This is a genomic window from Mesorhizobium sp. M0227, assembly GCF_040321855.1.
Classification (GTDB): domain Bacteria; phylum Pseudomonadota; class Alphaproteobacteria; order Rhizobiales; family Rhizobiaceae; genus Mesorhizobium.
This window is the reverse complement of sequence record NZ_JAMYSJ010000021.1, coordinates 24,962-51,005: the sequence shown is the minus strand read 5'-3', so window position 1 is coordinate 51,005 and position 26,044 is coordinate 24,962. Positions and strand designations below refer to the sequence as shown.

General features: G+C 61.9%; 28 protein-coding genes, 1 tRNA gene and 1 pseudogene. 15 read left to right on the top strand and 15 right to left on the bottom strand.

What is annotated here, in order from left to right:
* Positions 1 to 72 precede the first annotated feature (72 nt).
* From NKJ00_RS23905 to NKJ00_RS23895, 3 genes are read left to right on the top strand one after another with little or no spacing between them, the layout of a single operon-like run.
* On the top strand, positions 73 to 1,119 hold the full coding sequence (locus NKJ00_RS23905; RefSeq protein WP_023809362.1) for an ABC transporter permease: 1,047 nt from the start codon (positions 73 to 75) through the stop codon (positions 1,117 to 1,119).
* A complete protein-coding gene (locus tag NKJ00_RS23900; protein ID WP_023809361.1) occupies positions 1,116 to 2,000 on the top strand; it encodes an ABC transporter permease in 885 nt (294 codons plus the stop codon). The genes NKJ00_RS23905 and NKJ00_RS23900 overlap by 4 nt, the downstream gene beginning before the upstream one ends.
* The gene (locus NKJ00_RS23895; protein ID WP_023809360.1) at positions 1,990 to 3,621 is read left to right on the top strand and encodes an ABC transporter ATP-binding protein; all 1,632 of its coding nucleotides are present in this window, start codon (positions 1,990 to 1,992) and stop codon (positions 3,619 to 3,621) included. Before NKJ00_RS23900 ends, NKJ00_RS23895 begins: the two co-directional genes overlap by 11 nt.
* 110 nt (positions 3,622 to 3,731) lie before the next feature.
* Here the strand turns inward: NKJ00_RS23895 and NKJ00_RS23890 are convergent, their stop codons facing one another.
* On the bottom strand, positions 3,732 to 4,295 hold the full coding sequence (locus NKJ00_RS23890; protein WP_352551465.1) for a TetR/AcrR family transcriptional regulator: 564 nt from the start codon (positions 4,293 to 4,295) through the stop codon (positions 3,732 to 3,734).
* Between the two features lie 103 nt (positions 4,296 to 4,398).
* On the opposite strand from NKJ00_RS23890, the gene NKJ00_RS23885 reads away from it, so the two are divergent.
* Both NKJ00_RS23885 and NKJ00_RS23880 read left to right on the top strand, forming a co-directional pair.
* On the top strand, positions 4,399 to 5,214 hold the full coding sequence (locus NKJ00_RS23885) for an oxidoreductase (protein ID WP_352610843.1): 816 nt from the start codon (positions 4,399 to 4,401) through the stop codon (positions 5,212 to 5,214).
* Between the two features lie 66 nt (positions 5,215 to 5,280).
* Positions 5,281 to 6,282 carry an NADP-dependent oxidoreductase gene (locus NKJ00_RS23880; RefSeq protein ID WP_352610842.1) on the top strand — a complete coding sequence of 334 codons (1,002 nt, stop codon included), beginning with the start codon at positions 5,281 to 5,283 and terminating at the stop codon, positions 6,280 to 6,282.
* A gap of 20 nt (positions 6,283 to 6,302) precedes the next feature.
* On the opposite strand, the gene NKJ00_RS23875 is transcribed toward NKJ00_RS23880, so the two are convergent.
* From NKJ00_RS23875 to NKJ00_RS23865, 3 genes are all read right to left on the bottom strand, one after another.
* Entirely contained in the window at positions 6,303 to 6,776 is a 474-nt protein-coding gene (locus tag NKJ00_RS23875; protein WP_174800353.1) for a VOC family protein, read from the bottom strand.
* A gap of 43 nt (positions 6,777 to 6,819) precedes the next feature.
* Entirely contained in the window at positions 6,820 to 7,968 is a 1,149-nt protein-coding gene (locus NKJ00_RS23870) for an amidohydrolase (protein WP_352631509.1), read from the bottom strand.
* A 163-nt stretch (positions 7,969 to 8,131) separates the two neighbouring features.
* Positions 8,132 to 8,575: an SRPBCC family protein gene (locus tag NKJ00_RS23865; RefSeq protein WP_023809353.1), complete on the bottom strand. Its 444-nt coding sequence runs from the start codon at positions 8,573 to 8,575 to the stop codon at positions 8,132 to 8,134.
* Positions 8,576 to 9,016: 441 nt separating this feature from the next.
* Between NKJ00_RS23865 and NKJ00_RS23860 the strand changes: the two genes are divergently transcribed.
* Positions 9,017 to 9,160 (top strand): hypothetical protein, encoded by a 144-nt coding sequence (locus NKJ00_RS23860; RefSeq protein WP_023809352.1) that lies wholly within the window; start codon positions 9,017 to 9,019, stop codon positions 9,158 to 9,160.
* A 98-nt stretch (positions 9,161 to 9,258) separates the two neighbouring features.
* Here the strand turns inward: NKJ00_RS23860 and NKJ00_RS23855 are convergent, their stop codons facing one another.
* Positions 9,259 to 9,951 carry a DUF2270 domain-containing protein gene (locus NKJ00_RS23855; RefSeq protein ID WP_352581201.1) on the bottom strand — a complete coding sequence of 231 codons (693 nt, stop codon included), beginning with the start codon at positions 9,949 to 9,951 and terminating at the stop codon, positions 9,259 to 9,261.
* A 158-nt stretch (positions 9,952 to 10,109) separates the two neighbouring features.
* Here NKJ00_RS23855 and NKJ00_RS23850 point away from each other — a divergent pair, with 158 nt between their 5' ends.
* Together NKJ00_RS23850 and NKJ00_RS23845 are read left to right on the top strand one after the other, a co-directional pair.
* A complete protein-coding gene (locus tag NKJ00_RS23850) occupies positions 10,110 to 10,838 on the top strand; it encodes a gamma-glutamylcyclotransferase (protein WP_352610840.1) in 729 nt (242 codons plus the stop codon).
* 196 nt (positions 10,839 to 11,034) lie between these two features.
* The gene (locus NKJ00_RS23845; protein ID WP_023809349.1) at positions 11,035 to 12,186 is read left to right on the top strand and encodes an acyltransferase family protein; all 1,152 of its coding nucleotides are present in this window, start codon (positions 11,035 to 11,037) and stop codon (positions 12,184 to 12,186) included.
* Here the strand turns inward: NKJ00_RS23845 and NKJ00_RS23840 are convergent.
* The 5 genes from NKJ00_RS23840 to NKJ00_RS23820 form a co-directional block, all read right to left on the bottom strand.
* Entirely contained in the window at positions 12,173 to 14,152 is a 1,980-nt protein-coding gene (locus NKJ00_RS23840; protein WP_352610839.1) for a glycoside hydrolase family 127 protein, read from the bottom strand. The two genes, NKJ00_RS23845 and NKJ00_RS23840, sit on opposite strands and share 14 nt — an antisense overlap.
* Before the next feature lie 23 nt (positions 14,153 to 14,175).
* On the bottom strand, positions 14,176 to 15,033 hold the full coding sequence (locus NKJ00_RS23835) for a carbohydrate ABC transporter permease (protein WP_128305582.1): 858 nt from the start codon (positions 15,031 to 15,033) through the stop codon (positions 14,176 to 14,178).
* Positions 15,033 to 15,959 carry a carbohydrate ABC transporter permease gene (locus NKJ00_RS23830; RefSeq protein WP_352631506.1) on the bottom strand — a complete coding sequence of 309 codons (927 nt, stop codon included), beginning with the start codon at positions 15,957 to 15,959 and terminating at the stop codon, positions 15,033 to 15,035. The genes NKJ00_RS23835 and NKJ00_RS23830 overlap by 1 nt, the downstream gene beginning before the upstream one ends.
* Positions 15,960 to 16,156: 197 nt before the next feature.
* Positions 16,157 to 17,404 (bottom strand): ABC transporter substrate-binding protein, encoded by a 1,248-nt coding sequence (locus NKJ00_RS23825; protein ID WP_128305584.1) that lies wholly within the window; start codon positions 17,402 to 17,404, stop codon positions 16,157 to 16,159.
* A 63-nt stretch (positions 17,405 to 17,467) separates the two neighbouring features.
* Complete coding sequence (locus NKJ00_RS23820; RefSeq protein ID WP_352610837.1) at positions 17,468 to 18,511, bottom strand: LacI family DNA-binding transcriptional regulator; 1,044 nt, start codon at positions 18,509 to 18,511, stop codon at positions 17,468 to 17,470.
* Positions 18,512 to 18,934: 423 nt separating this feature from the next.
* Between NKJ00_RS23820 and NKJ00_RS23815 the strand changes: the two genes are divergently transcribed.
* The 3 genes from NKJ00_RS23815 (at position 18,935) to NKJ00_RS23805 (ending at position 19,600) form a co-directional block, all read left to right on the top strand.
* Positions 18,935 to 19,010 (top strand) — tRNA-Cys (locus NKJ00_RS23815).
* A gap of 189 nt (positions 19,011 to 19,199) precedes the next feature.
* Positions 19,200 to 19,403, top strand: a complete 204-nt coding sequence (locus NKJ00_RS23810; RefSeq protein WP_023809343.1) for a hypothetical protein — start codon at positions 19,200 to 19,202, stop codon at positions 19,401 to 19,403.
* Between the two features lie 5 nt (positions 19,404 to 19,408).
* Complete coding sequence (locus NKJ00_RS23805; protein ID WP_023809342.1) at positions 19,409 to 19,600, top strand: hypothetical protein; 192 nt, start codon at positions 19,409 to 19,411, stop codon at positions 19,598 to 19,600.
* A 28-nt stretch (positions 19,601 to 19,628) separates the two neighbouring features.
* On the opposite strand, the gene NKJ00_RS23800 is transcribed toward NKJ00_RS23805, so the two are convergent.
* Both NKJ00_RS23800 and NKJ00_RS23795 read right to left on the bottom strand, forming a co-directional pair.
* Positions 19,629 to 19,895: a DUF1488 family protein gene (locus NKJ00_RS23800; protein WP_023809341.1), complete on the bottom strand. Its 267-nt coding sequence runs from the start codon at positions 19,893 to 19,895 to the stop codon at positions 19,629 to 19,631.
* Entirely contained in the window at positions 19,892 to 20,140 is a 249-nt protein-coding gene (locus NKJ00_RS23795) for a hypothetical protein (protein WP_023760015.1), read from the bottom strand. The genes NKJ00_RS23800 and NKJ00_RS23795 overlap by 4 nt, the downstream gene beginning before the upstream one ends.
* A gap of 250 nt (positions 20,141 to 20,390) precedes the next feature.
* Between NKJ00_RS23795 and NKJ00_RS23790 the strand changes: the two genes are divergently transcribed.
* From NKJ00_RS23790 to msrC, 3 genes are all read left to right on the top strand, one after another.
* Positions 20,391 to 20,753, top strand: a complete 363-nt coding sequence (locus NKJ00_RS23790; RefSeq protein ID WP_023809340.1) for a co-chaperone GroES — start codon at positions 20,391 to 20,393, stop codon at positions 20,751 to 20,753.
* A gap of 33 nt (positions 20,754 to 20,786) precedes the next feature.
* Complete coding sequence (gene groL, locus NKJ00_RS23785; protein ID WP_023809339.1) at positions 20,787 to 22,412, top strand: chaperonin GroEL; 1,626 nt, start codon at positions 20,787 to 20,789, stop codon at positions 22,410 to 22,412.
* Between the two features lie 256 nt (positions 22,413 to 22,668).
* Entirely contained in the window at positions 22,669 to 23,166 is a 498-nt protein-coding gene (gene msrC, locus NKJ00_RS23780; RefSeq protein ID WP_127271638.1) for a free L-methionine (R)-S-oxide reductase MsrC, read from the top strand.
* Positions 23,167 to 23,178: 12 nt separating this feature from the next.
* Here the strand turns inward: msrC and NKJ00_RS23775 are convergent, their stop codons facing one another.
* The 3 genes and pseudogenes from NKJ00_RS23775 to NKJ00_RS23765 all read right to left on the bottom strand — a co-directional run.
* Complete coding sequence (locus NKJ00_RS23775; RefSeq protein WP_352631504.1) at positions 23,179 to 24,234, bottom strand: YeiH family protein; 1,056 nt, start codon at positions 24,232 to 24,234, stop codon at positions 23,179 to 23,181.
* Positions 24,235 to 24,373: 139 nt separating this feature from the next.
* Positions 24,374 to 24,751, bottom strand: coding sequence for an ester cyclase (locus tag NKJ00_RS23770; RefSeq protein ID WP_352631502.1), 378 nt, complete (start codon positions 24,749 to 24,751; stop codon positions 24,374 to 24,376).
* 371 nt (positions 24,752 to 25,122) lie between these two features.
* Positions 25,123 to 25,239 (bottom strand): annotated as a pseudogene (locus NKJ00_RS23765) (cation transporter); the annotation flags it as partial.
* 313 nt (positions 25,240 to 25,552) lie between these two features.
* On the opposite strand from NKJ00_RS23765, the gene NKJ00_RS23760 reads away from it, so the two are divergent.
* Positions 25,553 to 26,032: a GNAT family N-acetyltransferase gene (locus NKJ00_RS23760; protein WP_128305590.1), complete on the top strand. Its 480-nt coding sequence runs from the start codon at positions 25,553 to 25,555 to the stop codon at positions 26,030 to 26,032.
* Positions 26,033 to 26,044: the final 12 nt, after the last annotated feature.

The window sequence follows — 26,044 nt, the reverse complement described above, 5'->3', positions numbered from 1 at the left end:
CGCGATGGTCTTGTGGCTCCGGCCGGCTTACTCCGAGTGCAGGGCTGCCGCCCAAAGGGAAACGCCACGCACATGAACCCCGTCGCAAGAACGGTCCTGCAGCGCCTTGGCCTCGGCCTGGTCACTTTGTTCATCGTGTCCATCATCATCTTCTCTGCGATCGCAATGCTTCCAGGCGACTTCGCCAAGGCCACGCTTGGGCAATCGGCGACGCCCGAAACGGTCGCCGCGTTCCAGCGGGAAATCGGCATCGATCGTCCGCCTGTCGAGCGCTACTTCGTTTGGGTCGCCCAGATGCTCCATGGCGATTTCGGCTCTTCGTTTGCGAGCCGCACCGGATATCGGCGTACCGTGGCCGAGATCATCGCACCCCGCCTCTACAACACGATGTTCCTTGCAGCGGTGACGGCGCTGATAGCCGTTCCGCTGGCCTTAGGGCTTGGCATTCTGGCTGCGCTGTACCGCAACGGCTGGTTCGACCGGCTGGTGAATGTCGCGACACTGACAACCATTTCATTCCCGGAATTTTTCGTCGCCTATATGCTCGCCTACCTGGTGATCTCGCGCGACACGTTCATCGGATCCGATTTCGCTCAAACGCTGCCTCATTGGCTCACTGTCTCGCTGAACTGGGCGCTCAATGCGGTTCCTAAATTTCCGACATTGTCGAATGTGAACGATCAGACGCCATTTTGGGAGCATCTCTGGAAAGTGGCCCTGCCGGCAATCACCCTTACGCTCGTAATCGTGGCCCACATGATGCGCATGACCCGAGCGGCCATCATCAACATGCTGGCAAGCCCCTACATCGATATGGCGCGCCTCAAGGGAATGTCCCCGATCGTGATCGTGCTGAGGCATGCCCTGCCCAATGCCTGGGCTCCGATCGTCACTGTGGTGGCGTTCAACCTGGCGTATCTCATCGTCGGAGTGGTCGTGGTCGAGGTAGTGTTCGTCTACCCCGGCATCGGCCAACTGATGGTTGACGCGGTGAAATCCAGGGATGTTCCGGTTGTCCAGGCCTGCGCCCTGATTTTCGCCGCGACTTACATCCTTCTCAACTTGCTAGCCGACGTTATTTCCATCGCCACCAATCCCAGGCTCTTGCACCCACGATGACCAGATCCGACTCTGTCGCGGCGGTTCGGAGGCTGAGGCGCTCGCGTGCCACCCGGGCGAAAACTGCGCTGAAGAAGGCACCGTTCAGCGCGTGGTTCGGCATCGTCGTGATCCTCGGCTACGTCTTTGTTGCGGTTTTCGCGCACTGGATAGCCCCATATGGCGAGACGCAGGTTTTCAGCGAAGCCTTCGCGCCGTGGAGCCAGGAGTTCAAACTGGGAACCGATCAGCTCGGCCGCGACATGCTCACCCGCTTGATCTACGGTGCGCGCAACACCATCGCTATCGCGGTGGCGACCACGTTGCTGTCCTTCGCGGTCGGCGTCTCGCTCGGCCTTCTTGCCGCATTGTACAGGGGGTGGCTCGACCAGATATTATCGCGTGCGGTAGACGTGCTGATGTCAATCCCGAGTCTGATCTTCGCGCTGGTGCTGCTGACGATCTTCGGCTCGTCGATCACCAGCCTGATTGTCATCATTGCGCTTCTGGATTCCACCCGGGTCTTTCGGCTTTCTCGCGCCGTCGGGCTTAACGTGGCGGTGATGGAATATGTCGAGGTGGCACGATTACGCGGCGAGGGACCGAAATGGATCATCGCCAAGGAAATCCTTCCCAATGTCATGCCGCCACTGGTCGCCGAGTTCGGCTTGCGATTCTGCTTCGTGTTCCTGACAGTTGCGGCGCTGTCGTTTCTCGGCGTCGGTATTCAGCCGCCGACGGCCGATTGGGGATCAATGGTGCGCGAGAACGCGACCCTGATCACCTACGGCGATGTCACCCCGCTACTTCCGGCCGGCGCGATTGCTCTCCTTACCGTGTCCGTGAATTTCGTGGTGGACTGGTTCCTGCAAGCAACAAGCGGGTTGCGGGATGAAAAGTAGCGGCCCAGGCCCACGCGAAAAAGGAAAGGATCTGCTTCAAATCCGCAATCTGCATGTGGAGGGGTTCTCGGATGAGCGGTGGCATCCCATTGTCCACGGGGTCGATCTGACGCTGAAGCGGGGCCAGGTTCTTGGGCTGATCGGCGAGTCAGGCGCCGGCAAGTCCACCATTGGCCTTGCCGCAATGGGTTATGCCAAGCCGGGCTGCCGGATCACGCAAGGCTCGGTCCTGTTCGACGGGATTGATCTTCTGGCGGTCAATGAAAAAGGGCGCCGTCGCCTCAGGGGCTCCCGCATTGCCTATGTCGCGCAAAGCGCGGCTGCCTCTTTCAATCCGGCACATCGGCTCTTGGAACAAACCGTCGAAACCGCGGTGGCGCATGGAATTGCTGGCCGGGAAGAGGCGAACCGGAGCGCCGTCGATCTTTATCGACGCCTTCAACTCCCAGAACCGGAGACCATAGGCTTTCGTTATCCTCATCAGGTCTCCGGCGGGCAGTTGCAACGGGCAATGACAGCGATGGCAATGGCTTGTCGTCCGGACCTCATAATATTCGACGAGCCAACAACGGCGCTCGATGTGACCACGCAGGTTGAAGTTCTAGCTTCCATTCGCAACATCGTGGAGGAATTCAGCACCGCTGCAATCTATGTGACGCATGACCTGGCGGTGGTGGCGCAAATGGCGGATCGTATCATGGTTCTGCGCCACGGACGTACCGTGGAGGAGGCTGACACACGCCAGATGCTGGCCTCGCCCAGCCAGGAATATACAAAGACGCTCTGGGCCGTACGCAAGCTCGCCAAGCCCGAAGTTCCAGCCGATGACTATCTGCTGACGATAGACAACGTTACCGCGGCCTATGCAGGAAAGGTCAAGGTGCTCCAGGATGTCTCCATCAAGGTTCCGCGCGGAAGAACCGTGGCTGTGGTCGGCGAATCCGGTTCGGGAAAATCGACGCTCGCTCGAGTCGTCACCGGCCTTTTGCCGCCAATTTCAGGTTCGATTTCTTTTGCCGGCCGGCTTCTTTCCACGGGCCTGAAGACGCGGCCGAAGGAGGTCCTGCGCCGCATACAGATGATTTATCAAATGCCCGACAACGCCCTGAATCCGCGCCAAACGGTCGAAGAAGTCATAGCTCGGCCGCTCGAATTCTACCTCGGCCTCAAAGGCGCGCGGAGGGATCGCCGGATCGGCGAACTTATGCACATGGTCGAGATGAGCGAAGATTTTCTGGAACGCCTGCCTGGCGAGCTGTCGGGTGGCCAAAAACAGCGCGTCTGCATTGCCCGAGCGTTGGCTGCCGATCCGGAGCTTATCATCTGCGACGAGATCACGTCCGCGCTCGACCAGATCGTCCAAGAGGAAATTCTCAAGCTTCTCATACGTCTCCAACGTGAACTCGGAATGAGCTACATCTTCATTACCCATGACATTGCTACCGTGCGCGCGATAGCCGACGAAATCGTCGTCATGCACCGCGGCAAAGTCGTCGAGCAAGGATTGAAGAGCGAAGTTCTCACGCCACCGCACGCGGCCTATACCGAACGGCTATTGTCCTCTGTTCCGGAAATGAATCCGGACTGGCTGACAAGGCTGCTGGCCAGCCGGAAGATCTGACGGATCGGCTATCCGTCAACGCCCGGCATATTCCTCACGATCAGCTTCCTTCGCGATCACCCGATGTCAGCCATATGGCCGGCAACGCCGCTACGATCTTTCCTGGAGCGCTAACGCTGCTCGATCAGCGTCTTCGCCGCATTTTTCCCCACCGCGAGGATGCGATCGGACAATTCCGTTCCGCCCACGGCGCGGGCCATTTGCAGCGTGCCGAGGAGCGTTGCAAAGACAGCCAGCGCCACGCCTTCCGGATCCTTGGCCTGCGGTAGCGCTTGCGCCAACTGGCGCACCAAGGCCAGCAGGTGGTCTGTATAGGCTTCACGCGTTTCAGGCGGCTGACGGGCGAGTTCCGGCAGCAGCGCAGCTGACGCGCAGCCCTTTCCGGGGTTGTCCCGGTGCTCGGCCGACAGATACGTGTCGATGGCCATCTCCACGCCCGAAGCCAATGCTTCCGCCAGTTGCTGCGCCTGAAGCTCCATCGCCGCCGCCACGCTTTCGCGGACAAGCTGCGCCTTGGATTGAAAGTGTGGATAGAAGGCGCCGTTCGTCAGCCCGGCGTCGCTCATGATGGTCGCCAGTCCGGACGCAGCTATGCCGTCGCCGCGAAAGCGTTCCGCTGCGACCTCCATGATCCGTCCGCGCGAGGTGTCCTTCCGGCCCTTTTCGTAGCGCATGGCTGCTATTCCTTTCTGCTATTGCATTATGAGCGTAATCTGATATTACGACTGTAATTCAACGGGCGCAAAAAAGCTAGCCCTCATGATTTTGGAGCACGAAATGAATGCGAATTCCGGAAAAACCGCTGTTGTGACGGGAGCCTCTTCGGGCATTGGCCGCGCCAGTGCCGAGGCTCTGGCAAGGGCGGGGTTCACGGTTTTCGGAACCAGCCGGCGCAAGGCCGACGACGGCCCGGACGGGGTGACCATGCTGGTTTGCGACGTGACCGACGGTGAGGCCGTTGCCGCACTCGTTTCGACGGTGCTCTCGCAGACCGGCCGGATCGACCTCTTGGTCAACAATGCCGGCGTCGGCCAGCTTGGAGGCGCCGAGGAATTCTCGATTGCACAGGTACAGGCCCTGTTCGACGTCAATCTGTTCGGCGTCATCCGCGTGACCAATGCGGTGCTGCCGTCGATGCGGCGGCGTGGCGAAGGGCGCATTGTCAATATCGGCTCTGTGCTGGGACTGGTGCCGGCGCCGTATTCAGCGCATTATTCGGCAGTCAAGCACGCGCTCGAGGGCTATTCGGAATCGCTCGACCATGAGGTTCGTGCCTTCAATATCCGCGTCTCGGTCATCGAGCCGGCATTCGTTCGTACTGTCTTCGACCAGAACGGGATCCAGCCGGATTCGCCTTTGCAGGAATACGATCAGGCTCGAGCTACGCTGGAAGCGCTGCTTCGCGATGTGATGCCTGTCGCCGATCGGCCCGAAGTGGTGGCGCAGGTGGTCGTCAAAGCAGCGACCGATGCCCGTCCGCTACGGCGCTACACCGCCGGCAAGGCAGCGCGCCAAGTCAGCCTGCTGCGCCGCTTTGCCCCTGCGGGGATATTCGACAAGAGCCTGCGCAAACAGTTCCGCCTGCCGGTCTGAACGACAGCGAGCAGAGGATTTCACGCACATGCGGCTAGCCAAAAATACTCTCAGAAAGTCACTGCCATGAAGGCATTCGTCGTCGACAAGTATAGCAAGAAAGGCACGCTGCGGCTGGCCGAAATGCCGGAGCCGAAACTCGGGGACAGCGATGTCCTGGTCGAGGTCCACGCCGCGGCGGTGAACCTGCTCGATTCCAAGGTCAAAACCGGAGAGTTCAAGCTGATCCTACCCTATCGCCGGCCGTTCATCCTGGGTCACGACGTGGCCGGGAGGGTTGTCCGCGTGGGATCGACAGTCCGCAAGTTCAAACTCGGCGACGACGTCTATGCGAGGCCGCGCGATGGCCGGATCGGGACATTCGCCGAGTTCATAGCCATGGATGAGGCCGATGTAGCCCTGAAGCCCGGGAACCTCAGCATGGAAGAGGCGGCCTCGATCCCGCTGGTCGGCCTGACCGCCTGGCAGGCGCTCATCGAAAGGGCCAACCTGAAGAGGGGACAGAAGGTCTTCATTCAAGCCGGATCCGGCGGCGTGGGGACATTCGCCATCCAACTGGCAAAGCATCTCGGCGCGACCGTTGCGACCACCGCCAGCGCGGCGAGTGCCGGTCTGGTCAAGGGGCTCGGCGCCGATGTCGTCGTCGACTACAAGAAAGACGATTTCGAAAAAGTGCTGTCGGGCTACGACGTCGTCTTGAACAGCCAGGACACAAAGACACTTGAAAAGTCACTGAATGTGCTGAAACCGGGAGGCAAGCTCATCTCCATCTCCGGCCCACCGGATCCCGACTTCGCCAGGGAAAAGGGACTGAACATGGTGCTGAAGCTGGTGCTTCGCCTGCTGAGCCGCGGTATTCGAGCGAGAGCCAAGCGCCGTGGCGTGACGTTCTCGTTTCTCTTCATGTGGGCGCAGGGCGAGCAATTGAGCAAGATCGCATCGCTCATCGAAGCTGGTGCGATCCGCCCGGTTGTCGACCGGGTCTTTCCCTTCGAAGCCGCCAACGAGGCGCTGGCCTATGTCGAAACAGGACGCGCCAAGGGCAAGGTCGTCATCAAGGTCAGATAGCAACTCAGCTGCGATCGAGGTCAGCCGCGCCGGGCTGCATCGATCGCCGCGACGTCGATCTTCGTCATCTCCATCATCGCATCAAAGGCGCGTTTGGCTTCCTCGCCGCCGGCCGCCATGGCCTCGGTCAACGTGCGCGGCGTGATTTGCCAGGACACGCCCCATTTGTCCTTGCACCAGCCGCACGCGCTCTCCTGGCCGCCATTGCCGACGATGGCATTCCAGTAGCGGTCGGTTTCCTGCTGATCGTCGGTGGCGATCTGGAACGAGAAGGCCTCGCTCTGCTTGAATGTGGAGCCGCCGTTCAATCCGATGCAGGGAATGCCGGCAACGGTAAATTCGACCGTCAACACGTCGCCTTTCTTGCCGGACGGAAAGTCGCTCGGCGCACGGTGAACGGCGCCCACCCTGGTGTCGGGAAAGGTCTCCGCGTAGAAGCGAGCCGCAGCCTCGGCGTCCTTGTCGAACCAGAGGCAAATCGTGTTCTTTGGCATCGTTGGCATTGCGTGTTCCTTTCGGTGTTAGAGTTGGCGGAGGTCAGCCCAGCAAATTACGTGCCGTGCGCATGAAGATCCTTGACCCGATCGGGATCAGGTCGTCGGGAAAGTCATAGTCGGGATTGTGCAAGGCAGGGTGCCGCTCGCCTGCACCGAGGAAGAACATCGCCGACTTGGCACTATGGCCGAACAGGCCGAAATCTTCAGAGGCGCGCATCGGCAGGGCTTCTTCGCCGTGCGCGACGCCCTCTTCATCGAGCGCGCGCCGCAGATGCTCCACCGCGTCCGGCGCGTTGACGCTGGCGACGAAGATCTCGTGATAGTCCCAGCGGACGGAAAGGCGATGCTCGCCCGCGATCCTGGCGACCAGTGCTTCGGCAGCAGCGCACAGGTTTGCCATGCGCTCGTCACGCCGGGTGCGCAGCGTTGCCCACACCTCGGCGTGAGCCGGCGCGATGCCGAACACGGCTTCGCCCATCGCGGCATGGGTGACCGTCAGCATGGAGAAGTCGTTATCGGCGAAGGTCCCGCGCCCGAGCGCCGGCAGCGCCGGCATCAGCTCACTGATCGCCAGCATCGGCGAGATGCCGGTCTCCGGCATGGACGAATGGGCGGTCTTGCCTTCCAGCACGATGCGCATGCCGCGTGATGCACAGTTGACCACGCCGGCTTTGAGCCGCACCTCGCCGAACGGCACGCCGGGCAGGTTGTGCAATGAGAAAGCGAAATCCGGCACGATCTCGCCGAAGCGCGGATCGGCGACGACGCCGGCCGCGCCATTGCCGGTTTCCTCCGCCGGCTGGAACATCAGCACGACGCGGCCGCTTGCAGGCCTCTCGCGCCCCAACTGACGGCCAAGGGATGCCAGGATCGCGGTGTGTCCGTCATGGCCGCACATATGCGACTTGCCCGGTACGCGCGACGAATGCGGCACGCCTGAAAGTTCTTCGATAGGCAAGGCATCGAGTTCCGAACGGAACAGCACCGTCGGCCCCGCTTTGCCGCTGTCATATATGGCCGCGACGCCGTGCCCGCCGAGCTGTGTCAGCACCTTGTCCGGCCCCGTATCGGCGAGGAAGGCGACGACCTCTTTTGCGGTCTTCTCCTCTTCATTCGAGATTTCCGGTTGCTGATGCAGCTTGCGCCGCCATTCGGTTAGATGGACAATGTCTCGATTGGTCAAAGTCATGCTTTTTCAGCCTCCGCTGCACTCTTCATTTCGTTGACACGTCCAGTCACAGGGGGTGTCAAACGCAATGATGAATTGCTAGCGATAAAGGGCAGTTCCCGCCACAGTCCAAGTTTCGGGCTTCGGCAGGCCAGAAACGACCGTTCTCCCAGCCACTCTCAGCCTATTGATTGATCTCGGGCTCGACGAGCTTTGCCAGATTTCTGAGCGACTCCTGCCAGCCGAGATAGCAGGCCTCGACCGGAATGACGTCCGGAATGCCCGCCTGGGTGATGTCGATTTCAGTGCCGACCGACACTTTTTTCAAGACCACGGTCACTCGTATCTCGCCGGGCAGGTTGGGATCGTCGAACCTGTCGGTGTAAAGCAGGCGCTCGCCCGGAACGAGTTCGAGATACTCGCCGCCGAAGGAGTGGCTGTCGCCGGTGGTGAAATTGCGGAACGACATCTTGAACGTGCCTCCGACCTTTGCCTCGAAATTATGGACCGTGCAGGTGAAGCCGTTTGGCGGAAGCCACTTGGCCAGCGCGTCCGCTTCAACGAAGGCGCGATAGACCTTTTCCGGGCTGGTCGTCAGAACGCGGTGCAAACGTACGGTGCCGGGCATTGCTGGATCCTTTCATGAATGCCTGTTCGATACCCCAAGGACGGACGAAGGCTAGCCAGTCCGACATTGGTTTGCGAATTTTTTGGGTTTGCGAATTTTTTGAGGGCGCACGGCCTGCGTCACCCACAGGCATGCCGTTCGACCCCGCGCCTGTCGGGCGAGGCGGCGGACGAACTGCACCGGCTCTGGAGCTGGCGTTCACCTGCTAAATCGGGTTCCTGAGCCATCTTGTTGTTCAGGCGCGGTTTTACCGATTGACGCGAACGGCCGCGCGTCGCGGCCAATGCTTCGAACGGGCTAAATAGGGCAGCGCGTCTTTGCCGTCCAAGTGCCGATCATTAGAATTTGCCTCTGATCAGAGTTGATTTCCTATCAGGCCGTTAATGCGGCCATGCTTTTAATAAGCATTTGCTAATAAATCCTCCGAACCTGAGGCAAGCAATGACCAAGAATCTCGGCAATGCACGTCATACGCCAGCGAAGGACCAGCAGGTCTCCCTTCTTGGCAAAGCCGCGCCGGCACTTTTTCCGCTGGTCGTGGCGGCACTGGGCTACATGATTGGCAAGCAGTTCTTCGGCATCTAGCCGCGAAGACAGGGTCTTCCGTTCCCCAAACGTCCCGGCGGATGTCAACGCCGCGGGGCGCCGTTGACATTGCAGCGGCGTGTCGCCGGACATCAACGTCAAACATGGACGTCGCCAAAGGACAGTTCGCCGTCGTCATCGGCCGTGAAAAAGACGATGGCAAGCAACCCGACATAGAATGCGGCCACAACAACCACGATCGCCACACCGGGAACGGGGCCAAGGGCGGCGCTGTCTAGGGCCTCGCGAAGCGAGCCGGCAAAGCCGGCCCTGACACCCACGGTTTGAAGGCTGGGTGTGGATATCTTGAGCACCCAGGCCAGCAACAGGATCAGAAACAGATAGATGTAATTTCGCCGCAGCCGACGGGCTAGCGCGACGCGCTGCGACAGCAGGAATTTCGGCGCGCGCAGGCCTTCGCCGACGATGAGCACCCAGTCCGAGGCGAAGTCGGGCTGTGGGGAAAAGATCTGGGCGAAATAGTGGCGTTCGAACTGGCGTACGCGCGCCCGATAGAAATCGAAGAACCGATAGCGGCGCGCCTCGATCCACAGCAGCAGCAGGATCAGCAGCATGGCGAACAGCAGCACGCCGTGATGCGCACTGGCCGTCGACAGCGATACCGAAAGCAGCGCCGCCACCACCGTGATTGCCCAGTTGGTTGTCCTGTCCAGCCGGTCGCGCCATCCTGCCATGCGAGCGATCTCGGCGCGGTGGAAATGGGACAGCGTGTTGACGCGCTCCGCCGATGAAAGGACGGGGCCAGCGGGCTTTGCCGACGCGTCGTTCATGGCATCCTCCGGCAAGGAACAGAACAGTTTGCCGGCAACATCGTTCCAAGACGCGTCACGCAAGAGCGGCATCGGCCACTCGTGATCTATCTCGGCTGCACGGCCCTTGAGAATCCTTCAGCCTTCGGCAACATGGCGGTAGGGCTGGGAGCGCGAAGATGAGCAAGGCTATTTCCACCGCATCATCGAGGGTCCCGCGCAAGGCGCCGATGGCTCTGACCGAGGATCTCATCGCGCGCACCATGCGTGCTGTCGAGGATGCCGGGCCGACGCCGGGCATGGTTCACATGACCGATGCCGACTATGCGCGCATCCGCGACGAGGTGCTGGCCGGCGCTCCGGCCGGGCCGCTGAAACTATTTGCCTATGGCTCGCTGTTGTGGAAGCCCGCCGGCGAGGTGAGGGGCGGAGAACGCGCGGTGGCCAGCGGCTGGCATCGTTCGTTCTGCTTCACGGTGCAGCGTTTTCGCGGCACGGTCGAGCAGCCCGGCCTGATGATGGCGCTCGATCGCGGCGGCCAGTGCCAGGGCATGGTGTTCGAGATCGCGGAGCCGCTGGCGGCTAACCTCGAAGCGCTGCTGCGCCGCGAAATGACCATCCTGCCCGCCGTCAACGTGCCGCGCTGGCTGCAGGTCAGGACCGAAGGCGGCCCATGTCGCGCGCTTGGCTTCGTCGTCGATCCCGCCAATCCGCGTTATGCCGGCAAGCTCGACAAGCAGGCGATCGCGGCGACGCTGGTGACAGCCGCCGGTCATTGGGGCTCGGGCGCGCAATATCTTTTCGAGACGATCCGCCACCTCGAAGCCTGCGGCATCCGCGACCGCAATCTGTGGCGGTTGCAGGAATTGGTGGCCGTGGAGATCGGGCTGACCATCGCCCAGAAGTGATCCGCCCAGAAGTGATCCGCTCAGACGCGGCACGCTTCAGTCGTGTTTGGCCCCGGATGTTTGCAGGCCACAGCACTTTTTGAAGCAAATCTCTGATTTCGAAAGTCTCCGCAGTGAGGGTTTAATGAATTGAAAACAGTTCTGGCCCAACGATGACCTGAACACCGGCGCAGGACACGGTGCGCGTGGGCAAATCATGAAATCCTCGACCGGAGAGCATTACCCAGCGCTGGATCATGTTCGTGGCCTGGCGGCCTTTCTTGTCTTTTCCTGGCATTTCCTTCATGCGTCTCCTGAAGGCCCGGTGCCTTATGACTTCGTGCCGGCTCTTCCCCTCTTCAGCGTTCTGGATGAAGGGCATACTGGCGTTTCCCTGTTCATGGCGCTTTCCGGGTACCTGTTCGCCAAGCTGCTCGATGGAAAGCAGATCAACTATCTGCCCTTCTTTGCCAACAGGGCCCTCAGGCTGCTTCCGCTTCTGCTGGTCGTGATATGTATCGAGGCTTGCCGCAGGTACCTGGCCGGACAGTCCCTCGACGGGTATTTCACGGGCGTCGGATTGGGGTTTCTTTTTCCCACCCTCCCGAATGGCGGCTGGTCGGTAACGATCGAAGCGCACTTCTACCTGTTGCTGCCGTTCTTGCTGATGGCATCCAGGCGGTTTGTGTTCGCGCCCTTGCTATTCATCGCGGCAGCCATTGTGCTGAGGTCCGTCCTGTATGTGCAGATCGGCGAAGTGCAGTCGGCGGCGTCCGTAACCATCATAGGCCATGCGGATCAGTTCCTGGCCGGCATTCTTGCCTTCCACCTGCGTGCCCACGCGAAGAACCAACACTGGCTGGCGCTGGCCGTTCTCATGGCTTTTTCGGGGTTCTTCTGGTGGTTCGATGCAGCCGGCGGATTTTACCAACTGGGCCGCTATCCGTCGCCTCATTGGATATGGATCATCCTGCCGACCCTGGAGGCGGCAGCCTATTCATTCGGCATCGCCTACTACGACACGAGCTTTTCGAAAAAGCGAACAAGCCCGCCGTTCAGGATACTGGAGAAGGCGGGGGCCTACAGCTATTCGATCTATCTTCTGCACCTGTTCTTCGTCATGCAATTGGCGGCGTTCATAGACACGAATGTCATGAGCATCAGCAATTTCTACGTCGCATGCCTCTGGTCCGCATTGTGCTTCGTGGCGACGATCCCGATCGGCTATCTCAGCTACACCTGCGTCGAGGCGCCATTCCTGCGCCTGCGTCTGCGCTATATGGACCGAAAGCCCGAAACTGCGGCATCGACCGCGGCTGAGCTTGGATCGGTCATCGCCCATAGACCGACCTCGTTCAGCCGTCCCTGAGCCACACCAGCATTTCGCCGGGCTCGCGGTTGTCCCAGGCGAAATAGGGAATGGCGGTCAGGCGCGTCTCGGCGGTGGTCGGCGGCTCGGGCCTGTAGAGCCCGTCCTGCCAGCCGTCGGGGACATCGGCAAGTGCCGCGGTCGACAGCGTCACCACGCCGCCGAGAAGTTCCGGCCGCTGCTGCGCTTCGATGGTGGCCGTCCGCGGCAGCGTCAGGCGATGCGGCTGGCTGTCATTGTCTGATGCCTCGACGCAATAGATCAGCGGGCCGCGTGACAGCGCGACGCGGCCGGCATCCTGGCGCACCTGCGGGTTGGCATAGAGCCGCTCGATCGGCATTTCGAGATCGAGCCGGACATCATCGCCCTTCGTCCATGTTCGCTTGATCGCGGCGTAGCCGTCGCTGGTGATCTCAGCCGGCTTGATGGCCTCGCCGTTCACCTTCAACTGGGCACTGGCGCTCCAGGCGGGAATGCGCAGGTGCAAGGTAAATTCGACCGGCGCCTGCGGCTCGAGCGTGATCTCGACGGCGCCGTCCCAGGGATAGCGGCTTGCCTGCGTCAAGCTCACCGGTGTGCCTGATATGTCGAAGCGAGCTGTCGAGTCGCCATAGAGGTGGATGGCCAACGCATCGTCGGCCAGGCTGTAGAAATAGCTGCCGATCGAGGCGACCATGCGCCCGATATTGGGTGGGCAGCACGGGCAGCGGTGCCATTTCCACCTGTTGTGCTTGCCCCGGCTTTCCAATGGATTCTCGTAGAAAAACAGCGAGCCGTCGAGCGACAGGCCCGAGATCGAACCGTTGTAGAGGGCGCGTTCCATCATGTCGGCGTAGCGCGCGTTCGGCCCCATGCCGAGCATGCGGCTGGCCCAGAACACCAGGCCCACCGCTGCACAGGTCTCGGCATAGGCGCTCTCGTTGGGCAGGTCGTAGTCGCTGGTGAACCCCTCATTGTGCGCCGATGGTCCCAGTCCGCCGGTGATATAGAGGCTCTTGGTGGTGAGATCGTCCCACAGAAGGTCGAGTGCCGACCGCAGCGTGTCGTCGCCATATTCAGTGGCGATGTCGGCCATGCCCGAATAGAGGTACATCGCTCTGACCGCATGGCCGACGACCTTGTGCTGTTCGCGCACCGGGATGTGCGACTGGCTGTATTCATAGGTCTTGAAATGATAGGCCTTCGGGTCGGCGCCGCGGGCGCGGGCCTCCTCGTCGAAATAATGTGGCTGCTGCCCGCGCTGGTCGATGAAGTATTTGGCCAGCTCCATGTATTTCCGCTCGCCGGTCACCCGCGCCAGCTTGACCAGTGCCAGCTCGATCTCCTCATGACCGCAATAGCCCTTCTTCTTGCCGGGCTCGGGGCCGAGCACCGACGCGATATGGTCGGCATAGCGGCACATGATATCGAGCAGCTTGCGTTTTCCCGTCGCCTGGTAGTAGGCGACCGCGCCCTCGATCAGGTGGCCGGCGCAATAGAGTTCGTGGCAGTCGCGCAGATTGGTCCAGCGCTTGCCGGGCTGGATGCGCTGATACCAGCTCGAGAGATAGCCGTCCTCCTGCTGCAGCTTGCCATACATGTCGATGACGGCATCGATCTTCTTCTCCAGTTCGGGGTTTTTGCGCCGGTAAAGCGAATAGGCCGCGGTCTCGATCGTCTTGCCGAGATCGGAATCCCAGAACATCTGCGTGGTCACCGTCGATCCGGTGAATTCTGCGCCCTGGCGATCGGCTTCGTCGGGAGAGGGCGAGTGAAAGGGGATGATTATGCCGGGCGAGGGGCGGCCCGGATCGATCTGCTCCAGCATGCGGGCCTCGACGCAGCGCTCGTAGAGGATGTCGGCGGTGCGTGTGGCGACAGCGTCGGCGCGGTCGCCCCAGAAGCCGTGCACGTCGACCTGCGGCACCGGCAGCGGGCGGAAGGCGAGCTTCGGTTTTCCGGTTTTTGCGGATGGCGATGCGGTCATGAAACTTACTCCATTCGGTCTGTCTATTTGACGGCCCCGGCCATCAGGCCGCGGATGTAGAAGCGCTGCAGCGCCAGGAACAGGATCAGGCACGGCACCATCATCACGGTGACGCCAGCCTGCACCGCGCCCCAGTCGATGGCGCCGAAGCGGCCCGACTGCAGTGCGGTCATCATCACCGGCAGCGTGAACTTGGATTGGTCGGTCATCAGCACGAGGGCGGCGAGGAATTCGTTCCAGGCGCCGAGGAAGGCAAACAGGGCGATGGTGACGACGCCCGGCCAGACCAGCGGCAGCATCACCTTCAAAAGCATTGTGAGATTGCTGGCACCGTCCATGCGGGCGGCCTCCTCGATTTCGCGCGGCACGGCGTCGAAGGCGTTGCGCATCATGAAGATCGAGAACGGCAGTTGCAGCGTCACATAGACGCCGACCAGGCCGGTCAGGGTGTTGTGCAGGCCAAGCTTGGTCAGCACCAGGAAGATCGGCGTCAGGATCGACTGGAACGGGATCATGATCGTCGACAGGATGAGGATGAAGAACAGGTTCTTGAACGGAAACCGGAAGCGCGAAAAACCGTAGCCGGCCAGCACGCTGACGGTGACCGACAGCACGACCGTCATCACCGAGACATAGATGCTGTTTTGCGCAGAGGCCCACAGCCCGTCGCCGAAGCTGTTGAGCGTGGCATAGTTCTCCAGCGAGAACCCCGACGTCGGCCAGGGCGGCAGCGGCGGCAGGCGTGCTTCGGCCGCCGGCTTGAACGCCGACAGCACCGCCCAGACGATCGGCGCCGCAAACAACACCGAGGCGATGATGCCTGTCGAATGCTCGCCGATGCGGGTCAGGAGCCGGCGGTTGCGGGAGGCGGCCTGCGCCATCAGTCGAGCCCCTCGGGTTTGCGCAGCAGCCACAGCTGGACGAGGCTGAGCGCCACCAGGACGACGAGCAGCACCATCGACAGGGCCGCGCCATAGCCGAGCTTGAACGACACGAAGGACTGGTTGAAGATCCAGTAGACCGCCGTCAGCGTCTGGTTGCGCGGGCCGCCGCGCAGGATGATGTAGAACTGGTCGAAGGCGAGGATCGAGCCGGCGACCGACAGGATCAGCGCCAGTGCCAGCGTGCGGCGCATCAGCGGCAGGGTGATCGCCCTGAACCGGGCGAACGGCCCGGCACCGTCGATGACGGCCGCCTCCTGCAGGTCCTGCGGGATCGATTGAAGGCCGGCCATCAGGATGATCATGGTGAAGCCGGCGACCTTCCAGACGACCATGGCGATGATCGACCAGAAGGCCGGCTGGAAGGTGGCCAGAAGGTTGAACTTCCTGTCGATCAGTCCGACGTCGTAAGCGGCCGGGCTGAACAGGCCGGAATCGACATTCAGCAACCACGACCAGAGCAGGCTGGCCGAGGCGAAACCGACAACCGCCGGCATGAAGAACATGGTGCGGTAGAGATTGGTCAGCGGCCGCGGCCGTTCGACGAACAGCGCCAGCGGAAAGGCCACCACGAAGATCGCGATGGTGACGATCACCGTGTAGAAGGCGGTGAAGCGCAGCGCGTTCCAGAACCTGGTGTCGCGCAAGATTGCGACGTAATTGCCGAGGCCGATAAAGCTGTGCTCGCCCATCAGCGGCCAGTTGTGCAGCGACATCCACGCGGTCATGCCGAGTGGGATCAGGAAAAAGACGACGACCAGCGCGACAGCCGGCGCGACATAGAGCAGGCCGATCCATTGTTGGCGGCTGGCGACCCTGCGGGCGCGGGGCGGGGCAGGGGTTGCTGCGGTTGTAATAGAGCTCATGCCGTGCCTGTTCTTCCGTCGGATACAGTTGGCCGCCCCACCTCCCCCTTGTGGGGAGGTCGGACCGAAGGTCCGGGTGGGGGTACTGGCGCTGACCCCCACCCCGCTGCTTTGCAGCGACCCTCCCCACAAGGGGAGGGTAAAGAACGCGCCGGCCACCCGCCCAGGGAGACAGGCGGGCGGCCGGCAGGCGTCCGCTATTTTTGCGGCGCCTGGTCGATGATCGACTGCATCGTCTCTTGTGCGTTGGCTATGGCGCCATCGACATCGTCGCCGAAGAAGACCTCGTTGATCATCTGCGTCCACGGCCCGTTGGCGGAGTTGATCAGGTCGTTGAACACCACCGAATAGGGTGTTTTGCCCTTGGCCATGGCCTCGGCGGCGATCTGGTAGCGCGGATCGAGATCCTTCAGCGCCTCCTTGGCGATGTCGCCGCGCACCGGCAGGCTGCCGTATTTGGCGAGGATGGTCTGGCCCTCGAGCGAATAGGCGAAGTCGAGGAACTCCTTCACCACCGGCAGTTTCGTGGTGCCCTTGGTGACGACGAAATTGTCGCCGCCGGCAAAGGACGACCAGCCGCTGTCCTTGCCCGGCAGGAAGGTGACGCCGTAGTCGATATCGGGATACTGGGTGTTGAGCGCGCCGATGGCGAAGGCGCCGGACGGCGAGATGCCGATATTGCCGGCGGCAAATGCCGCAAAGAAGTTGGCGCCGGTATCGGTCTGCGCGCCCGCCGGCACCAGATCCTTCTTGACCATCGAGCGGTAGAGATCGATGGCGCCGCGCAGCTGCGGGCTGTCCAGCGTCGCTTTAGAGCCGTCTTCGCTCAGGATGTCGCCGCCAGACGCCCAGATCAGCGGTGTGAAGGTGAAGATGTTGCAGCCGCCGCAATTGCCGGAGAAGTAGAAGCCCTTGATGTTGCCGCCGAGCGCATTGACCTTCTCGGCATCGGCCGCGATCTCGGCCCAGTTGGCCGGACCTTTTTCGGGGTCGAGGCCGGCCTGCTTGAACAGCTTCTTGTTCCAGATCAGCACCGAGGCGTCGGCGGAGAAGGGCAGGCCATAGATGTGATCCTTGTAGGTGCCGGTCTTCACATGCGCCGGCGACAGGCTGGCAAAATAGGGCAGGGACTTTGCCCAGTCGGTGATGTCCTCCAATTGGCCGGCTGCGGCGAAGGACGGCGTGTAGATCAGGTCGAGCGACAGGGCGTCGGGCGCCGTGCCGCCGGCGGCCGCGGCACCGTATTTCGGGATGATCTCGGCATTGGGAATGATGTCGAGCTTGACCTGGTTGGTGTGCGCCTTGTTGTAGGCATCGACGATCCTCGGCATGAAATTCGAGCCGTCGGCGCGCACCCAAATGTTGGCCGTCTCGGCGGCGGCAGTGCCGAGACCGCCACCCAAAACGGCAGCGGCCAGAGTCAGTTTGGCAATCAGGTTCCTCATGTTCTCCTCCTCCAAGGTTGGCCGCGGTCCGCGGCTCGGCGCCGATTGCGCGGCGCTTCGTTTTCAGCCACCCGGCGGATGGCCGCATGACTGCCGCACCACCAGCCGGCACGGCAGTTTTCGAATGCCTGGCGCGGCGGGCTTGCCGCCGACCAGCGAAAGCAGGGTCAACCCGGCCTCGCGCCCGAGCGCGACCAGGTTCATGTCGACAGAGGTCAGCGGCGGACGCGTCGCCTCGGCCACGATCTCCCAATTGTCGAAACCGATGACGCCGACATCCCTGGGGACGTCGAGGCCGCGTTCGCGCAGAGCATCAATGACGCCGCGCGCGATCTGGTCGTTGCCGCAGAAGACCGCGTCCGGCCTTTCGCTTTTGCCGTCGAACAGTTGCGCAACCGCCTGGTGACCCCAGGCTTCCGACCAGGAGCCGAGCAGCGGCTCGCTGACCGTCAGGCCGTTTTCGACGAGCACGTCGCGGTAAGCCTGGACGCGCGCGTGCACCACGGCAAAGCTCGCCGGCCCGGTGACGTGGGCGATGCGCTTGCGGCCCAGCCGGCAGAAATGCTCGACGGCCAGCCGGGCGCCGCCAACATCGTCCGAGACGAAAGCGACGGCGTCGGGATCTGGCTGCGTGAAGGCATAGATCACCGGGACGCGCAGATTGGAGAGGTCGACGGGGAGATGGCGATCGATGCGCTTGCCGGTGGCGATGATGCCGTCCACGCGCTTGTCGAGCATGGCGTCGACATGCATCTGGCCCAGCCGCGGATCCTCCTCGACATTGCACAGGAACACCGAGACGCCATTGTCGACCAGCGCGTCCGAAATGCCCGACATCAACGGCAGCGAGAAGCGGCCATAGGTATCGTTGGTGAGCAGGCCGACGGTGAAGCTACGGCGCCGGAGCAGGCTTTGCGCCAGGCTGTTGGGCCGGAAGCCAAGCCGCCGGGCGGTCTCGCGAATGCGTTCGCGCGTCTCGGCTGTCATCCGGCCCTGGCCGTTGAGCGCCTTGGATGCGGTGGCGACGCTGACTCCGGCCTGGGCGGCCACGTCACGCAAGGTGACTGGCTTGGAAAAGACCGGAACAGGCAGATCGTCCGATGGCATCGCGCCGAGATCCTTGGTTGGGAAAAGGTTTTCTCTTACCGAGCCGGATAAGGCCCGGCAGGTGGCCGAGCCCGACGACGATTGTTTGAGAAAACCTTTTCTCAGATGAAGCTAAGCCAGATCGAATCGCTGTTCAAGGGGAAAAGTTGGTTGGCCTCCGCTCCTCTCCTCCGAAATGCAACGCGGGGTAAAAGCAGCCTCGGAAGCGCGTAGCTCAGGGGAAGAACGTCAGTCGCAGTGCTGGAGGCCCTCGGTCGAGACGGGGCGGGCTGCCGCTTGGGGCGTGAAGGATTTCAACTCTGCGCCGGAAGCGAGACCCGGCAAGGTTGGCTGGCGAACGCTCTGAAACTCGACCCCGAAAATTCTGAACAATCCCTCGGGATTAACCTTTCCGTAAATATTTGGCCGCTACTTCACAGCCATGGCCTCGTGGCGGAGCGGCTACGCTGGAGACGGCAAATCTCTGAAGCCTCGGTTCGATCCCGAGGCGAGGCCTCCAAAATTTGGCGTCCCAATCTGCCCCGGGCGCAGTCAATTCCCACGAATAGATTGTGTGTTGCGAAGGCAGTACGGACTGGCCGTCAAAGCAGTCCTGTCTTGAATTTGGCATGCAGGCGCTCGCGAAAGAGTGCTATGGAAGGGGTGCGAGCGTAGTTGCTTCGCTTTTCCCTGACATTCGAGGCCTTTCGTGCGTGAACCGTCGCTGCTGCCCGTCTTTGGAAAACTTGGCCTCAAGGCCCCTGTCGCCTTGGCGGCGGCACCGGTCTCGTCGGCAGGTGTGCCGCACCTGCGGAAGCTTCTGGCCGTGCATGGCGGCATGGTGCTGAAACTGTCGGTCGTCGCCTGGACGGTGCTGATCCTGGGCGCCGTGTTTTTCACGATGCAAGGCTGACCGCCATGGCCAACCGCTACACGCTGCGCATGGAGCTTCCCCAGAGCTGGAGCATCATCGATGTCTTCACCGGCCAGCCTGCGGTTGTCCGGCAAAAGGTGATGGTCGGGATGGGGCCGCGCGAGGCCGAGGACATGGTCGTGCAGATGAATGTCCGCGACGTCAGACGCCGCGAAAGGGCCGAGCGCAAGACCTGATCGCGGTCAGCGCCAACTCGCCGCCATTTCAGCCGAAATCGGCCGCCGTCAGCACATACATGCTCTTGCGGGTGCGGTCATAGGCCTTCGACGCCACCTCGCGGATGGCGCTGCTCTCGGTGTCGAATGTCTGGAGATAACCGGCTTCGTCGGCAGCTGTGCCCGGCCGCATCTTGGCCATGGCGTCGGCAGCGACGGAAAACGAGATCTGGAACATGCCGTCATGGCCAACGAAACGAATGCGCTGGCCCGCTTCGTCATAGCTGCGGCTGCGGTTGGGAAAGGTGAGGCTCATGTCTTGGCCTCCGTGGCTTTCTTGGTCACCCGCTTCTTCTTCGGCGTCGGATTGAGGGCCTCGGCGACACGATCGGCCTCTTCCTTGGCCAGCCGAAGCTCCCTCAGCCTTGCCGTCTTGATTTCCCTGGCTCTTGCCTCGGACATATATTCGGCGGTCGCCTTGTTTTTCTCCGCTGTCTTCTTCTGCTTGTCGACAAAGCGGGCTTCAGCTTTTTCCATGATCGTCTGATTGCCTTCGGCCATCGAAGAAATCTCCCTTGTGCCTGAAATCGTGAAAGTGAACTTGTCCGATAAATAGGCACTCGATCGGCAAAATTCAATCTTTTGAATTATTTGACATTCTGCGGATATCACGAAACGGCCAGCCGAAATAATACTTTTGAATATTTAATGTGGTCCGCGAATAATTTTTGGCACTCCTATCTATCGAGTGCCAACGCGTCTATAGAGGAGGGGCGTGGCCGCCTGTGCCGGCCCCAGAAAGAAAGTTCCCATGAAATTTCGGCCACTCCACGACCGCGTCGTCATTCGTCGCGCCGAAGGCGATATCAAATCCAAGGGCGGGATCATCATCCCCGACACTGCCAAGGAAAAGCCGCAGGAGGGCGAAGTCATCGCCGTCGGGCCTGGCGCACGCGACGAAAACGGCGCGCTTGTTCCGCTCGACGTCAAAGCCGGCGACTTCATCCTGTTCGGCAAATGGTCGGGCACCGAGGTCAAGATCGACGGCGAGGACCTTCTGATCATGAAGGAAGCCGACATCATGGGCGTCATCGACAAGAGCGAGACCGGGATCATCGACAAGGGCGAGACGGCTGCAACCGACAAGACCGTGGCCGCCAAGAAAGCTGCCTGACCTCATTTTCTCCGAACGAACTGGATAAAAATCATGTCTGCCAAGGAAATCAAATTCTCCACCGATGCGCGCGACCGCATGCTACGCGGCGTCGAGATCCTCACCAATGCGGTGAAGGTCACGCTCGGCCCCAAGGGCCGCAACGTCATCATCGACAAGGCCTATGGCGCGCCGCGCATCACCAAGGACGGCGTCACCGTCGCCAAGGAAATCGAGCTTGCCGACAAGTTCGAGAACATGGGCGCCCAGATGGTGCGCGAAGTGGCCTCGAAGACCAACGACCTCGCCGGTGACGGCACCACCACCGCCACGGTGCTGGCCGCCTCGATCCTGCGCGAAGGCGCCAAGCTGGTCGCCGCCGGCATGAACCCCATGGATTTGAAGCGCGGCATCGACCAGGCGGTTTCCGCCGTGGTCAAGGAAATCCAGGCGCGCGCCAAGAAGGTCAAGTCGTCGGCCGAGATCGCACAGGTCGGCACCATCGCCGCCAATGGCGATGCCAGCGTCGGCGAGATGATCGCCAAGGCGATGGACAAGGTCGGCAATGACGGCGTCATCACAGTCGAGGAAGCCAAGACCGCAGAGACCGAACTCGACGTCGTCGAAGGCATGCAGTTCGACCGCGGCTATCTCTCGCCCTATTTCGTCACCAATGCCGACAAGATGCGCGTCGAGCTGGAAGAGCCCTACATCCTCATCCACGAGAAGAAGCTCGGCAATCTGCAGGCGATGCTGCCGATCCTCGAAGCGGTGGTGCAGAGCGGCAGGCCGCTGCTGATCATCTCCGAGGACGTCGAGGGCGAGGCTCTGGCGACGCTGGTCGTCAACAAGCTGCGCGGCGGCCTCAAGGTCGCGGCCGTCAAGGCGCCGGGCTTCGGCGATCGCCGCAAGGCGATGCTGGAAGACATCGCCGTGCTGACATCAGGCCAGATGATCTCCGAGGACCTCGGCATCAAGCTTGAAAACGTCACCATCGAGATGCTCGGCCGCGCCAAGCGTGTGCTGATCGAGAAAGACACCACCACGATCATCGACGGTGCCGGCACCAAGGCGACGATCCAGGCGCGTGTCGCCCAGATCAAGGGCCAGATCGAAGAGACGACCTCCGACTACGACAAGGAGAAGCTGCAGGAGCGACTGGCCAAGCTCGCCGGCGGCGTTGCCGTCATCCGCGTCGGCGGCGTCACCGAGTCGGAAGTCAAGGAAAAGAAGGACCGCATCGACGATGCGCTGAACGCCACCCGCGCGGCGGTTGAAGAAGGCATCGTGCCCGGCGGCGGCGTGGCTCTGCTGCGTGCCCGCTCGGTGCTTGGCGGCCTGACCGGCGCGAATGCCGATGTCACGGCCGGCATCACGATCGTGCTGCGGGCGCTCGAAGCGCCGATCCGCCAGATCGCCGAGAATTCCGGCGTTGAAGGCTCGATCGTCGTCGGCAAGCTCACCGACAGCAAGGACCACAATCAGGGTTTTGACGCCCAGAACGAGGTCTATGTCGACATGATCAAGGCAGGCATCGTCGATCCGGCGAAAGTGGTGCGCACCGCACTGCAGGATGCCGGTTCGATCGCAGCCCTTCTGATCACCGCCGAAGCGATGATCACCGACATCCCGCCGAAAGACGCTGCCCCGGCGGGCGGCGGCGGTATGGGCGGCTACTAAAACCCGGGACTTGTCCGATCTGTTTGAGAGGTGAATGACGGCCCCGATCGGGGCCGTCATGATTCTCAAGATGATCGCAAAGTTTACGCATAGCTGCCTTGCCGTCCGGCTCAGCGCCGGGAGGCACCCCTGATCTTGCCGCTTTCGGAGGGGACGCAATCCACGCTAGACTGTGCGGGCGGCCGTCTGGTCGCGGAGCTCGCCGACTTTGGCAAGCGATCGGACGAACAGCTATCCTCGATACGGAGACACGTTCATGTTTGCGGCCAAGGCCATCGACACCTCAGACAAGGCCGCGTTCTACCGCGACCTCGCCACTCAGCTTAAGGCGCTGCTCGACGGCGAGCGCGATTCGATCGCCAACGCCGCCAACACCGCAGCACTCATCTTCCAGATGGTGCCGGACCTCAACTGGGCCGGGTTCTATTTCCTGCAGTCGGACGAGGAAATGGTGCTCGGGCCGTTCCAGGGCAAGCCGGCCTGTGTGCGCATCGCCGTCGGCAAGGGCGTGTGCGGAACGGCGGTCGAACTCGGCACCTCGATGCTGATCAAGGACGTGCATGATTTTCCCGGCCACATCGCCTGCGATGCCGACTCGCGCTCGGAACTGGTGGTGCTGCTCGAGGACGATGAAGGCGTCTTCGGCGTGCTCGATCTCGACAGTCCGCTGCCCGGCCGCTTCGACAAGGCCGACCAGGCCGGCATCGAGACGCTGGCGGCGATCTATGCCGCGTCGAGTTCGTTCGAGGACTAGGCCCGGTTTAGACTAGGCGAATTTCACCAGCAGCAGGCTGAAGCAGCCGATGAACAGGAAGGCCGAGAAGGCGAGCGCCAGGGGGCGCAGGCCGCGTGAGCGCAACTGCGAGATGTCGGCCTGCAGGCCCATGGCGGCCAGCCCCATGGTCAGCATGATGGTGGTGGCGAGCGCCATTGCCGATTTCACCTCGGCCGGCACGGTGACGAGGCTGTTCAGCGCCACGATGGCGACGAAGGCGGCGACGAACCACGGCATGGGCGGCCGCGCCGCCACCTCACTGCTGCTCCTGCGGCGCGCCATCAGGCCGAGCGCGACGACCATCGGCGCCAGCATGGCGACGCGGGTCAGCTTGGCGACGGTGGCGATCTCGCCGGACTGGGTGCCGTTCTGGAAGCCGGCGCCGATGACTTGCGCCACTTCATGGATCGAGGCGCCGGCCCACAGGCCGAAAGCGTGCTGGTCGAGGCCGAGCATGGGCGCCATGAGCGGGAAGCCGAGCATGGCGACGGTGCCGAACAAGGTGATCGAGGCGACGGCGTAGGTGACGTCCTCGTCGCGCGCATCGGTGACGATGTTGGTGGCGACGATAGCCGAGGCGCCGCAGATCGAGGTGCCGGCGGCGATCAGCTGCGCCAGCTTGGCGTCGACGCCGATCAGCCGACCGAGCGTGATGGTGAAAACGAAGGTGGCACCAAGCGTGGCCGCGACAATGCCGACGCCGCCGGCGCCGATCGAGACGACTTGGCCGAGCGTCAGCTGGAAGCCGAGCAGCACGATGGCGAAGCGCAACAGGCGCTTTTGCGAGAATGCGATACCGGCTTTGGCGTGCACCGGTGTGCCCAGCACGTTGGAGTAGATCATGCCGGCAACGACGGCCAGGATCATCGGGCTGAACAAGGCGAAGCCGGAGACATTACGGGCCGAGAAGGCGACAGCCGTAATCATCGTGACAAGGACGACGCCGGGGACGATGCCATTCCAGTTGAGGGATTTCCGCCCTGGTGTCAGATCGGCAGGAAAAGCGCTTTTCGGAATTTCGTTCGCGAAGTGGGAAACGGAAGACAATGCAATGCTCCGGATGGGTGTGCCGGAGGAATGCCATTCCTCAAATAATCTTTCCAACGAATTATTTTCGTCATAATGATCGATTTTCACGAACGATCGGTCGGGCATTGGCTGCGCGTCATCTTCTGGCCGACCTGGATTAAACCTGCGCTTCGATCGCCGCCTTGTCGATCACCGACCAGACGTTCCTGATTCTGTCGTCGAGGAATTCATAGAAGACGTTCTCACTGAAGGAGATCTTCCGGCCGTTGATGGGCAGGCCGAAGAAGGTTCCCTTCGGCGTGCAGTTGAACTGGAGCCGGCTGGCTATGAACGGCGGTTCGGCGATTTGCAGTTGGATGTCGAAATAGAGGTCTGGGATCTCCCGAAAATCGCGCTCCAGCATTTCGCGGTACCCCGCCAGCCTGACGCGGTCGCCATTGTAGTGGACCTCGTCATGGACGAAGCGATGCAGATTTTGCCAATCCTGATTGTTGAGGCAGGCGATGTAGCCTCGATAGAGGTCGGTAACGGTCACGGCGATGGCTCCGGTGCTTGGTCTGGGTCGAGCAAAAAGATAGAACGACTGCGGGTGCAGTCCAGATGCGACATCGCCTGCCGGCGCGCCGCCTAGAACATGCCGCGGTCGTTGCTCCGCTGGTCGTCGTCCACCAGATGCGGCTGATAGATTCCCGTCCGCCGCCAAGGCCGGGCCGGGTCCGCCGGATTTGTGTGGATATCGGCGACGGCGATGGAGGGTGTTCCATTGGCCGGGCATTGCGCCGCCACCGGCCGCCGGGGGCAACGATTCCCGAAGGCGCGGTCAGGCTGTGTTGCGCGGGGAGGGAGAAACTGGCCCAGTAATTGTTGCTTGCCGCGCGTCCCTGCATCTCGACGGCGGCGGCGGTGATTGTCGGATGCGTCCTCCAGAAAATCGATGCTGTCCGCGAACAGCGATGCCGATCCGATCCAGACGGCTACGGCAAACTCGATCCCGAAATAGGCCAGGTTCAGGATGGCAACCATCCGCACCCTTGTTCAGCGTTCCGGTCATATTTTGTCCATCGATCAATTGCCGTTTATCGCAAGGCCCGCAGCGATTCCATGACATGAGACATTACCGATCGAGCAGCCGCCTTGACAGCGCCACGCATCATGTTCCAGCTTGGCGCCATGTTCGTCCTCGCGCCCACCAACACCAAGCGACGCCGCACCTGCACAGTGCGGAGCGGCAGACTGATTGCGCGACGACAAAGACCGGCAGGATAGATCCGGTTCGTTCGTTTCCAGCCCCGCCCGCGACACCGCCGGCGGGGGTTTTCATATCTGGAGCACTTTGATGACCAACAATTCTTCTATCCGGCTTCGGCCCGCCGAGCCCGCTGACGCCACCGCGATCCGGGATATCGTTCGTGCCGCCTATGTCAAATGGGTGCCGGTGATCGGCCGCGAGCCGCTGCCTATGCGCGCCGACTACGACAAGGCTGTTGCCGAGCATCCGTTCGATCTCGCCGTCGAGGATGGCGGCATTGTCGGGATGATCGAAACCATCCTGGCCGCAGATCACCTCTGGATCGAGAATGTCTGCGTGGCACCGGATGCGCAGGGGAGAGGGATTGGCCGGCTGTTGCTGGAGCTGGCCGAGCGCAAGGCAATCGAAGCAGGACGTGCCGAGCTTCGCCTGCTGACCAATGGCGCCTTCGAGGCGAATGTGTCGCTCTACAAGAGGCAGGGCTATGTCATCGATCGGGAAGAGCCGTTCATGGGCGGCATGACGGTCTATATGAGCAAGAGGCTCGCGGGATTACCGGCAATCTGACGAAGGAGTTCG